Source organism: Bradyrhizobium sp. CCBAU 65884 (assembly GCF_028128835.1).
Classification (GTDB): Bacteria; Pseudomonadota; Alphaproteobacteria; order Rhizobiales; family Xanthobacteraceae; genus Bradyrhizobium; species Bradyrhizobium ottawaense.
The window spans coordinates 170954-182801 of record NZ_LBJU01000126.1 but is presented as its reverse complement, the minus strand read 5'-3'; the positions used below and the strand labels follow the sequence as shown (position 1 = coordinate 182801).

Below are 11848 nucleotides of genomic sequence, written 5' to 3'. Positions count from 1 at the left end.
AGCCGGTCCGCCTTACGCATACTGATGCTCTCGAACGCGCACCTTCGCGACGAACTCATGTACGTCCGAAACGATCGAGCGCGACGGACTGGATCATTGACTCAAAAGTAGGACTGATGGCCTTAGAGAAATAGCCGCGCCAGATATGCCTTCAGGTTCTCCTCCGCTCCACGAGTCTTAGAATATCCCTAGCCCCATGCGGCACGAGGTAGATGACGAGGAACAGCAGCACACCGAACACCGCGCCGGAGAGGCCCTTGGAGATGCCCTCCGCGATATTCGGCACGAAGATGATGAAGGCCGCGCCGACGAACGAGCCGGGCAGCCAGCCAACGCCGCCGACGACCATGCCGAGGAACAGCGAGATCGCCAGCGTGATGGTGTAGCCGTCGGGCGCCACGAACTGCACCGCGATGGCGCCAAGGCCGCCGGCGACGCCGGTGATGGCCGCGGAGACGCCGAAGGCCAGGGTCTTGTACAGCGCGACGTCAACGCCCATTGCGGAGGCCGCGATCTCGTTGTCGCGGATCGCCATGAAGGCACGGCCCGAACGGGAGCGCAGCAGGTTCACCGCGAAGATGTAGATCGCGATCGTCACGACGAGCGTGAAGTAATACAGCCACATGTCCTGCGACATCGGCAGGCCGAACGGCGCGTCCGGCTTGGTGACGACGAGGCCCTGCACGCCGCCGGTCCAGTACTCGAAATAACCGAGCTTCAGCAGTTGCGGCAAGGCCGTGGCGAGCGCGAACGTCGCGAGCGCGAGATAGACCCCGGAAAGCCGCAGCGCAGGCTGCCCGAACAGGTAACCGAAGCCGAAGCAGACCACGCTGGCAATCGGCAGCGTCAGCGCGTAGTTGATGTTGAATTGCTCCATCAGCACGGCGGTCGTATAGGCGCCGATGGCGTAGAACGCGCTCTGGCCCAGCGAGAACTGGCCCGAGCCACCTGTCAGGATGTTCAACGCCAACACCGCGAGCCCGTAGACCAGAAGCATCGTCATCTGGAAGATGATGAAGTTTTTGACGAAGACCGGTAGGATGACTAGTGCCGCGAGAACCACCAGCGAGGTGCCGGTACCCAACGTCATGACTCGCTTCGGAACAGCCTCTACGGCTTGACCTTCCGTGACGACGTCTTCTGCTGCGCTCATGATCACACTCGCTTGACGATAGGCCGGCCGAACAAGCCCGCCGGTTTCACGACCAGGACGGAGATGATCAGTGCGAGCGCGATTGGAAGCTTCAGCTCATTGCCGACGCCGGGGATGTAGGTTCCGACCAGGTTCTCGAAGATGCCGACCAGAAAGCCACCGGTGACGGCGCCGAGCGGCGAGCTCAGGCCGCCGAGCACCGCGGCGGCGAAGCCGTAGATCAGCACGCCGCCCATCATGTTGGGCTCGAGGAAGACGACCGGTGCGACCAGCATGCCGGCGATCGAGCCGATCGCGGTCGCCATGCCCCAGCCGAGCGCGACCATCCAGGAGGTGTTGATGCCGACGAGGCGGGCCGATTCAGGCACGGAGGCGGCCGCGCGCATGGCAAGACCGATCCGCGTGTACTGGAAGAAGAAATAGAGCCCGAGCAGCAGCAGCACGGTGACGCCGATCATGCCGGCCTGGTGGGTCGAGATCAGCTGGCTGCCCAGGAACGGCGAGGAGCCGAACGGGGTCGGATACTGCTTGATGGTGAAGTCCCAGATCAGGCCGGCCGAGGAGTTGATGATCGCGAACAGCGCGATGAAGCCGGCGACGTTGGTCAGCACCGGCGCTTTCGCAAGCGGCTTGAACAGGATGCGCTCGATCGCGATGCCGGCGACGAAGGAGAATGCCAGCGTGATCACGAAGGCGGCCCAGTAAGACACGCCCCATTGCATCAGCTGCCAGGATATGAAGGTCGAGAACATCGCCATCTCGCCTTGGGCGAAGTTGAGATGGTCGATGGCCTGGTAGATCATGACGACGGCGAGCGCCATGCAGGCATAGATCGCGCCCGTGGCAATGCCGGCCAGGACCTGGTTGGTGAACAGCTCCATTGTCCCGGCTCCCTCAGTAACCCAGATAGGATTTGCGGATTTCTTCGTTGTTCGCGATGTCCTTGGCGTTGCCAGACATCACGATGCGGCCGGTCTCGATCACATAGGCCTGGTCGGCGAGTTCCAGCGCGAGCTGGGCGTTCTGCTCGACCACCAGGATCGACACCTTGTCCTCGCGGTTGATCTTGCCAAGGATGCCGAACAGGTCGCGCACCACCAGCGGCGCGAGGCCGAAGGAGGGCTCGTCCAGCAGCATCAGCCGCGGCCGCAGCATCAGGGCGCGGGCGACCGCGAGCATCTGCTGCTCGCCGCCGGAGAGCGTGCCGGCCTGCTGGGTGTGCCGCTGCTTCAGCACCGGGAAATGCGCATACATGCGCTCGATGTCGGAGACGATGCCGGCGCTGTCCTTGCGGGTGATGGCGCCGAGCTGGAGATTCTCCTCCACCGTCATGGTGGTGAAGGTGCCGCGGCCTTGCGGCACGTGGGCGATGCCGAACCGCACGATGCTCTCGGTGGAGCGGTTGTTCAGCGGCTTGCCGTCGAACTCGATACCGCCGGTGGAGCGCACCATGTTGCAGATCGCGCGCAGCGTGGTGGTCTTGCCGGCGCCGTTGGCCCCGAGCAGCGTCACCAGCGAGCCCTCGTTGAGCGAGAAGGACAGGCCATGGAGCGCCTGGACCTGGCCGTAATAGGCGCGCAGGTCCTTGACGTTGAGCAATGTCGTCATTGGTCCTTGCTCCCGAGATAGGCCTTGATGACGTCGGGGTCCGCCTGCACCTGGGCCGGCGTGCCTTCCGCGAGCTTCTTGCCGAAATTCAGCGCAACGACATGGTCGGCGATCGACATCACCAGGCCCATGTGATGTTCGACCAGCAGCACGGTCATGTGCCGGTCGTCGCGAATGCGGCGAATGAGGTCGCCGAGCACGTAGACCTCTTCGTGGTTGAGGCCACCGGCGGGCTCGTCGAGCAGCAGGATTTTGGGATCGGCAGCCAGTGCGCGCGCCAGCTCGACGCGCTTCTGCGTGCCGAAGGGCAGGCCGGAGACCACGGTGTGGGCGACGTCCTCGAGGTCGAGATAGGCAAGGATCTCGTGCACCTTCTTGTTGACGCTGGTTTCGCTGCGGCGAACCCAGGCCAGGCGCAGCGAGTCGCTGATGATGTCGCTGGACGTCCGGGCGTGCGTGCCGACGCGGACATTGTCCATCACCGAGAGGTTCGGAAACAGCGCCACGTTCTGGAATGTGCGGCCAATGCCGATCTCGGCGATCCGGTGCGGCGGCCGCGTCAGGATGCTTGCGCCTTCCATCAGGATGTCGCCGGACGAGGGCTGATAGAGCCGGGACAGACAGTTGAACAGCGTGGTCTTGCCGGCGCCGTTGGGCCCGATCAAGCCGAGGATCTGGCCCTTGTGCATGTCAAAGGACACACCGTTGAGCGCGACAATGCCGCCGAACACGACGCTGACGTCGCGAACCGCGAGCAGGATATTCACGGCTGCGGATGCGCGCAATGTGCTGACCTCATTGGATAGTCGACAGTATTTTTATGCGCAGTCGGGCCACCTACTCAGCGGGGCAGCTCGTGGTTGAGCTGGGAGACCGCCGAATTAGCGCAGTCGGCACCGACATCCAGCGCGCAGTTCCCCTAACCCGTTCATTCAATTCGCATGAACCGTTGCCCATCGAAACCCCTGGCTGATCAAAATCCGCGAAAGGTCGTGAATTCTTCCACCGGCACGCGATCGGTCGTGAAGTTGTTGATAGGGTGAGCCAGATCGGCATAGCCCAGGGACATCCCGCAATAGACGACGAGGTTTGGTGGCAAGCCCAAATGCGCTGATACGGTTTTCGGCCAAGCGGACCACGCTTCCTGCGCGCACGTACCGAGGCCGGCCTCTTCCGCCAGCAGCATCACGGTCTGAATAAACATACCGAGGTGCACCCACTGCGGCTTGTCAAAACAACGATCGATCGCAAAGATCAGGCCCACGGGCGCGCCAAAAAACTCGTAATTCCGGGCGAACTGCTGCAGACGTCCTGTCTTGTCTTCGCGCGGCACTTTTATCGACGCATAAAGATCTTCTCCGTTTTTCTTGCGCCGAGCGTTGAACGTGTCCGGCAGTTGGTCCGGATAGACCTTGAATTCCCCACCCTCTCTTGCCCCTTTGAGGTTATCGAGAGTTTTCTTCTTCAGTTCAGCCAGGTCGTCACCGACCATCACGTAAACGTTCCATGGCTGCAGATTGCCCCCTGACGGTGACCTAGCCGCAGTTTCCAATATGCTTCGCAAGAGATTGGCGCTAACGGGCTTATCAATGAACGCCCTCGTCGATCGCCTCGCCCGCACGGCTTCGCTCACAGACATCATTCCAGCTTCCTCCCCGAATGCGCAGCGCCCGAGCAATGCAGGCCGCTTCATATTTTCCATGGTGATGCCGCGGGTCAGAGCTAGGCCTGCGATCGCGGTCCATCCTACTTCCTATTAGATTACATGTATTCCCTACTTGATCAACCAGTTTTTTCCATAGTTAAGTCAGTAAGCCGGTCGGATTGATTTCTTGAGGAGCCGGTGCTCACTCGCCCGCACCGTCGCGGTGATTGGCGATCGCTGGAGTCTGCTCGTACTTCGCGAGTGCTTTCTGCGCACCCGCCGATTTGACGACTTCCTGGCGTCGCTAGGGATTACCCACCATCTGCTCGCCGACAGGCTGAAGAAGCTGGTGCGCTTCGGCGTGCTGCGGAAAATTCCCTATCAGGAAGCACCAAAGCGTTACGAACATATCCTAACCCAGAAGGGCTTGGATCTGTACCCGATCATTATGTCGATCGTGCACTGGGGCAACGTGCATATGGTCGATTCCCGTGGTCGGCCGAGGCTGCACGAACACAAAAACTGCCAAAAGCTGTTCGACCCCGTCATGGTCTGCTCGGAATGCGGTGAACCGCTGGCAGCCAAGGCTGTGCACGTGCATCCTGGACCCGGTGCCCGGCCATCTTCGCCGGTTCATGCAAAAGCACAGGAACGAGCTAAGGGTGGTCGAGCGGGTCGAAGGTGAGGACGGCCCGCGGGAGGCGCTTCGCGTCGGACAGCATCAATCGAGACGATTCTTTCGCCTCAGTCGCGCTATGGGGTCGGCTGAAGTATCACGTTGTCGATAAGCCTCGTCGAGCCGACATAGGCCGCCACGCATAGCGCCGCAGGGCGGTGCAGCGGACTTACGGCGGGCTTGAGCGTGTCACCGTCGACGAGCTCAAGGTACTGCAGCCGGTCGAACGTTTCCAAATGCCTCTTGGCAATTGCAATTAGCTCGTTCACGTTCCGCTCTCCCAAGCGGAACTCCTCAGCCGCGGCGAATAGCCCACGACTGATGGCGAGCGCCCGCCTTCGGTCTTCCTCGCTGAGATACCGGTTGCGGCTGCTCATGGCGAGATGATCCGCCTCCCGAACGGTCGGCACGGTAACAATCTCGACCGGCAGATTGAGATCGATGGCCATGCGACGTTCGACCGCACACTGCTGAAAATCCTTTTGCCCGAAGAAGGCGACGTCCGGCTGTACCATGTTGAACAGCTTGCTTACGACCGTCGTGACCCCACGAAAATGTCCCGGCCTGAAAGCGCCGCAGAGTGGTTTCGCAAGCTCGCCCGGCTCGACAAAGGTCTCGAATTGAGCCGGATAGACTTCCTTCGCGATGGGCGCGAAGACGATCGCAACACCGGCATCGCGGCACAGTTCTTCATCGCGCTGGAAGTCACGTGGATACGTGCTGAGATCCTCGTTTGGCCCGAACTGAGTGGGATTGACGAAGACGCTAACCACGGTGACGTCGCATTGCGCCCGGCTGCCTCGATCAGCGCCAAGTGGGCGTCGTGCAGATAGCCCATTGTCGGTACAAATCCGACACGTTTGTCGGCTTTTCGAACCTCTGCGAGAGCGCGACGAAGCTCGGCGACTGTCGTGATTGTCTTCATTGTTCACATCGGGTCCGGTTTGAAGGCGTCCAGTTTGCGATCGTCTCACCGATGCCTTCGGGAAGCCGATAGGACTCTTGCGGCGTCGGAAATGCACCATTGCGGACATCGGTAACCCAACGCGACAGCGCATCCTGCAGCACCCGAAATCCGTCGGCGTAGGCACGGACGAATTTTGGGACGTGGCCTTCAATTAAGCCAAGCACGTCGTGAAACACCAAAACCTGCCCCGAACACCTAGGACCTGCGCCAATTCCGATGGTAGGTATCGTCAGCGTTTCTGTCGCTCGCGCGGCGAGCTCGGCCGGAATTCCTTCCAGGACCAGAGCGAAGCAGCCGGCCTCCTGTAGCCGATGGGCGTCGTCGAGCAGGCGCAAAGCGTCGTCAGCCTTGCGGCCCTGCACCTTGAATCCACCCATTGCGTTGACGCTCTGCGGGGTCAGGCCGAGATGCCCCATCACGGGAATCTCGCTGTCGACCAAGGCACGTATCATTTCGACGCGCTTGGCTCCGCCCTCCAGCTTTACGGCGTCGGCGCCCCGTTGCAAGAAACCTCCGGCGTTACGGACGGTCTCCTCTCGGCTGAGGTGAAAGCTCAGAAATGGCATATCGGCCACGAGCAAGGATCGAGGTTTCGCACGCGCAACGGCCTCGAGATGGTGATTCATCATCGCGATGCTGACCGGCAGCGTATTGTCAAATCCGAGGCAGACGTTTCCGACACTGTCTCCGACCAGAATCATATCAACGATCGGATCCGCAATGCGTGCGGTGACCGAATCGTAGGCAGTCGTCATCACGAGGCGCCGCCCCTCCTCCTTCCACCGTTGCAGCCTTGGCATCGAGACCCGCTCGACTGTGGCTTCCGAGGTGTGGCTCATTTTCCGTCCTTATGTCGTCAGCCGGCCTTAGTTCGATTCCGCCGTTCGAAGTGGCATGGGTTTCACGTCGCCTGCCTCACCTAAGATTTCGAAGCGATAGCGCTCCGCATCATCCCGAGTAACTGAATATGTCAGGCGATCAACAATGTGGTTGTTGCGATCGAAGGCGAGAATTTTTGGTCTTAGCCCAGCGATTTTGGCATCATTCACGTACGTCGAACTGCAGACGATGATCTGGTCGCCGACCTGGCAAGTACGCGCGGCAGCGCCGTTGAGAACACAACAACGCGAACCGGCTTCGCCAAATATTACATAGGTCGAAATTCGCGCCCCGGAGTTCTTGTTCCAGATCTCCACGAATTCCATCGGCAGAATTCCCGCCTCATGGCACTGATCCGGATCGAGCGTGATCGAGCCATGATAGTGAAGGTTGGCCTCCGTAACGTGAATGCCATGAAGTTTTGCTGCCAGCACTTTTCTCATCTGAACAATCCGTTGAAATTTGCGGGCGTCTACCGAGCCATCGATTTCCTAAGGGCGGCAACGAAGAACGGTCAACGGTCAGGCGAAAAAAAGAAAGACGCATCTCCAAAACAGGGGACGGCCGCATCGAATCCTCTAATGGTCGCGCGATCATTGAGGGATACTTCCAATTCTCATTCGAAGTCGGCCCTTCGTCAGTGCCTGATTATGAGGCGCGCTCCGCAGAGGTCGCTCCGCCAAGCTTCAATCTAGGCGGTTCCTTCGCCTACCCTCGACAAGATCAAGAATCGCTCGGGCAGCCTCGAGCACATTCGTACCTGGCCCGAATATGGCGGCCACTCCGGCGCGGAATAGCTCATCATAGTCCTGTCGGGGCACCACTCCACCGCAAACGACGATGATGTTCTTTCCACCAGCTGCTTTCAGCTCGTCAACTATCTGTGGGACAAGCGTCTTGTGACCAGCCGCAAGTGATGAGACACCAACCACATGTACGTTAGCGCGAACTGCCATCGTCGCCGCCTCTGCTGGCGTCTGAAACAACGGACCGGCAATCACATCGAAACCGATATCTCCGAATGCGGACGCAATAACCTTAGCACCTCGATCATGGCCATCCTGCCCAAGCTTTGCTACCATGATCCTTGGTGGCACGCCGATCGCCCGCGAGACTTCGCCGACCCGAGATACTAGATTCGTGAACTCGGGATCGTCCCCATAGGCAGCGCCATACACGCTCGAAACAACGTCCGGGATAGCCTCGTGATCACCGAAGGCCTCTCGCATTGCATCAGACATCTCGCCGACCGTGGCACGAGATCTGGCGGCGTCCGTCGCCGCTTCCAGCAGGTTGCCGTTCCCCGTTCGGGCCACGCGAGTTAGCGCGGCCAACGCCACTTCGACCTGTTTTGGATCTCGCGCTCTCTTCAGTTCCGCGAGACGCCTGATCTGCGACGCTCGTACGCTGGAATTGTCGATCTCCAGGATATCGAGGGGCTCCTCTTGTTCGAGCCGATAGCGATTAACCCCGACGATCACCTGATCTCCGCGGTCAACCGCAGCCTGTTTCCGTGTCGCAGATTCTTCGATCAGCCGTTTTGGCCAGCCGGTCGCGATCGCGCGCGCCATTCCTCCCATTTTTTCGATTTCTTCCATGAGCTGCCAAGCCTCGCGGGCTAAATTGTCCGTCAGACGCTCAATGTAGTAGGATCCCGCAAGAGGATCGACGACGTCGGTGACGCCTGTCTCATGCTGAAGGATCAATTGGGTATTGCGGGCGATCCGCGCCGAGAATTCGGTTGGCAGCGCAATTGCTTCATCGAAAGAGTTTGTATGTAGCGATTGCGTTCCCCCTAACACTGCAGCCAACGCCTCGTAGGCGGTCCGCACGATGTTGTTATAGGGGTCCTGCTCCTGAAGAGAGACTCCAGATGTCTGACAGTGAGTGCGAAGCATCAGGGACGATTGCTTTTTGGGCTGAAACTCCGCCATGACACGCGACCAAATAAGGCGAGCAGCACGCAGCTTTGCCGCTTCCATGAAGAAGTTCATTCCGATCGCGAAGAAGAACGAAAGCCGCCCGGCGAAGTCGTCGACATTGAGGCCCTTTTCAAGCGCCGATCGGACGTATTCACGTCCGTCAGCCAACGTAAATGCAAGCTCCTGGACGAGCGTCGCTCCAGCTTCCTGCATGTGATAGCCGGAGATCGATATCGAATTGAACCGGGGCATGTGCTGCGCCGTGTACGCAATAATATCTGCAATGATGCGCATCGACGGCTGTGGGGGATAAATGTATGTATTTCGAACCATGAACTCCTTGAGAATGTCGTTCTGGATCGTTCCGGACAGGGCCTCCCGCGGAACGCCCTGCTCTTCGCCAGCGACGATGAAGGCTGCCAGGATAGGAATCACCGCACCGTTCATGGTCATCGAAACGGACGTTTCCCCAAGAGGAATACCATCGAAGAGGATTTTCATATCTTCGACTGAATCGATGGCAACGCCGGCTTTGCCGACGTCCCCCACGGCGGGGGTGGTCCGAGTCATAGCCGCGGTGTGTCGCCAGATCGAACGCGACGGACAGGCCTTTTTGTCCAGATGCCAGTGCGGCGCGATAGAAGGTATTTGATGCCTCTGCCGTCGAGAATCCCGCATATTGTCGAATTGTCCAGGGCCGGCCGGCATACATCGTCGCCCGCGGACCACGAACAAACGGCCACATGCCAGGCAAGGAGTCCATGTGCCCGATACCGTTCAGGTCCGCCGCCGTATACACGGGCTTAATTACAATATTCTCCGGCGTTCTTCGCACGAGCCTGGCGGGGTCGCCCTTTAACTCCTTCTCGGCAATGTTCTTCCACTCGTCGGGGAACACGATTGACCTCCTTATCTCGCGGCCTCTTTAGGTCCAGTCGTAGATCGACGCACTGGCGATACAGGTTCTTTACTAGCCGCGATTCATGCGAAATCGAGAATCAGCGCGTCCACCGCCAGCGTCGCACCGGCGCTGGCGTGAACCTTCTTCACGGTGCCGTCCTGCTCGGCGCGCAGCACATTCTGCATCTTCATGGCTTCGACCACCGCGAGCGTCTCGCCGGCCTTGACCTCCTGCCCCTCGGTCACCGCGATCGAGACCACGAGGCCGGGCATCGGGCACAGCAGCTTCTTGCCGGTGTCGGAGGCCGTCGTCACCGGCATCAGCCGGGCCGAAGTCGCTTCCGCTTCGGTCCAGACATAGACCGGGACCTCGACGCCCTGGTGCGCGAGACGAATGCCGTTGGGAATCGGCCGCGCCTGCACCGCGACGAAGTGGCCGTCGATGCTGCCTTGCCAGACCGGATCGCCCGGCTTCCACGGCGAGGCCAGCAGATGTGCGTTGCCAGTCTTGCCTTCGGCATCGACGAAACGGATCGCGATCGCCTCGCCCTCGCGAGCGACCTCCAGCAATATCTCCTGGCGGTCCAGCCAGACCGCGCGGCGGCGCTCGCGCTGCACGACGCGGCCGCCCATTTGCCCCGAGATCTGGCGCTTGCGCTCGCCGAGCACGTGATCGATGGCGGCGCCGACCGCGGCGATCCGCCGGGCGACCTCACCTTCGGGCACGCGCACCGCAAAGCCCTTGGGGAATTCCTCGGCGATGAAGCCGGTCGACAGCCGGCCCTCGCGCCAGCGCGGATGATGCATCAGCGCCGACAGGAACGGGATGTTGTGCCTGATGCCGTCGACATAGAACGAATCCAGCGCGGTCGCCTGCGCCTCGATCGCGGCCGCGCGCGACGGCGCGTGGGTGACGAGCTTGGCGATCATCGGATCGTAATGGATCGAGATCTCGCCGCCCTCCTGGACACCGGCGTCGTTGCGGATGGTGATGCCGTCCTTGCTGGCTTCCGCGGGCGGCCGATACTTCACGAGCCGCCCGATCGAGGGCAGGAAGTTGCGGAACGGGTCCTCGGCATAGAGGCGCGATTCCACCGCCCAGCCCGTCAGCGTGACGTCCTTCTGCGCGATGCCGAGCTTCTCGCCGGCGGCAACGCGGATCATCTGCTCGACGAGGTCGATGCCGGTGACGAGCTCGGTGACGGGATGCTCGACCTGGAGGCGCGTGTTCATCTCGAGGAAGTAGAAGCTCTTGTCCTGCCCCGCGACGAACTCGACGGTGCCGGCGGAATCGTAGTTCACCGCTTTCGCCAGCGCGACGGCCTGCTCGCCCATCTTGCGGCGCGTGGCCTCGTCGAGCAGCGGCGACGGCGCCTCCTCGATGACCTTCTGGTTGCGGCGCTGGATCGAGCACTCGCGCTCGCCGAGATAGATGACGTTGCCGTGCTTGTCGCCCAGCACCTGGATCTCGATGTGGCGAGGATCGACGATGAACTTCTCGACGAAGACGCGGTCGTCGCCGAACGAGGCCTTGGCCTCGGCCTTGGCGAGGTTGAAACCTTCGGCGACCTCGGCCGTCGAATGCGCGATACGCATGCCCTTGCCGCCGCCGCCGGCGGACGCCTTGATCATCACGGGATAGCCGATCTCGTCGGCAATCTTGACCGCGTGCTTGCCGTCCTCGATGACGCCGAGATAGCCGGGGACGGTCGAGACCTTGGCCTTGGCCGCCGCCTTCTTCGACTCGATCTTGTCGCCCATGGCCGCGATCGCGCCCGGGTTGGGGCCGATGAAGACGATGCCTGCGGCCTCCAGCGCGCGCGGAAACGCCTCGCGCTCGGACAGGAAGCCGTAGCCGGGATGCACCGCCTCAGCGCCGGTCTTGCGGCAGGCCTCCACGATCTTCTCGATCAGCAGATAGCTCTCGGCGGCGGCCGGCGGGCCGATCAGCACGGCCTCGTCGGCCATCTCGACATGGAGGGCGTCGCGGTCGGCTTCGGAATAGACCGCAACCGTCTCAATTCCCATGCGGCGCGCGGTCTTGATGACCCGGCAGGCGATTTCGCCGCGATTGGCGATCAGGATTTTTTTGAACATG

General features: G+C 61.0%; 9 protein-coding genes and 2 pseudogenes. 1 reads left to right on the top strand and 10 read right to left on the bottom strand.

Features of this window, described 5'->3' with window-relative positions:
* Positions 1–151 precede the first annotated feature (151 nt).
* From XI03_RS27920 to XI03_RS27900, 5 genes are all read right to left on the bottom strand, one after another.
* On the bottom strand, positions 152–1153 hold the full coding sequence (locus XI03_RS27920; protein ID WP_271593904.1) for a branched-chain amino acid ABC transporter permease: 1002 nt from the start codon (positions 1151–1153) through the stop codon (positions 152–154).
* Between the two features lie 2 nt (positions 1154–1155).
* Complete coding sequence (locus XI03_RS27915; protein WP_271593903.1) at positions 1156–2034, bottom strand: branched-chain amino acid ABC transporter permease; 879 nt, start codon at positions 2032–2034, stop codon at positions 1156–1158.
* A 13-nt stretch (positions 2035–2047) separates the two neighbouring features.
* Complete coding sequence (locus XI03_RS27910) at positions 2048–2761, bottom strand: ABC transporter ATP-binding protein (protein ID WP_018318824.1); 714 nt, start codon at positions 2759–2761, stop codon at positions 2048–2050.
* Entirely contained in the window at positions 2758–3546 is a 789-nt protein-coding gene (locus XI03_RS27905; RefSeq protein WP_271593902.1) for an ABC transporter ATP-binding protein, read from the bottom strand. Before XI03_RS27905 ends, XI03_RS27910 begins: the two co-directional genes overlap by 4 nt.
* A 188-nt stretch (positions 3547–3734) precedes the next feature.
* On the bottom strand, positions 3735–4400 hold the full coding sequence (locus XI03_RS27900; RefSeq protein ID WP_271593959.1) for a nitroreductase: 666 nt from the start codon (positions 4398–4400) through the stop codon (positions 3735–3737).
* A 229-nt stretch (positions 4401–4629) separates the two neighbouring features.
* On the opposite strand from XI03_RS27900, the gene XI03_RS27895 reads away from it, so the two are divergent.
* On the top strand, positions 4630–5091 hold the full coding sequence (locus XI03_RS27895; protein WP_271593901.1) for a winged helix-turn-helix transcriptional regulator: 462 nt from the start codon (positions 4630–4632) through the stop codon (positions 5089–5091).
* A 68-nt stretch (positions 5092–5159) separates the two neighbouring features.
* On the opposite strand, the pseudogene panC reads toward XI03_RS27895, so the two are convergent.
* From panC to XI03_RS27870, 5 genes and pseudogenes are all read right to left on the bottom strand, one after another.
* A pseudogene (panC, locus tag XI03_RS27890) lies at positions 5160–6007 on the bottom strand (pantoate--beta-alanine ligase).
* Entirely contained in the window at positions 6004–6888 is an 885-nt protein-coding gene (panB, locus tag XI03_RS27885; RefSeq protein ID WP_271593900.1) for a 3-methyl-2-oxobutanoate hydroxymethyltransferase, read from the bottom strand. Before panB ends, panC begins: the two are co-directional and overlap by 4 nt.
* A gap of 27 nt (positions 6889–6915) precedes the next feature.
* A complete protein-coding gene (gene panD / locus XI03_RS27880; RefSeq protein ID WP_271593899.1) occupies positions 6916–7371 on the bottom strand; it encodes an aspartate 1-decarboxylase in 456 nt (151 codons plus the stop codon).
* A gap of 243 nt (positions 7372–7614) precedes the next feature.
* Positions 7615–9751: pseudogene (gene scpA, locus XI03_RS27875) on the bottom strand (methylmalonyl-CoA mutase).
* 80 nt (positions 9752–9831) lie between these two features.
* Positions 9832–11847, bottom strand: a complete 2016-nt coding sequence (locus tag XI03_RS27870) for an acetyl-CoA carboxylase biotin carboxylase subunit (RefSeq protein ID WP_271593958.1) — start codon at positions 11845–11847, stop codon at positions 9832–9834.
* Position 11848 lies beyond the last annotated feature (1 nt).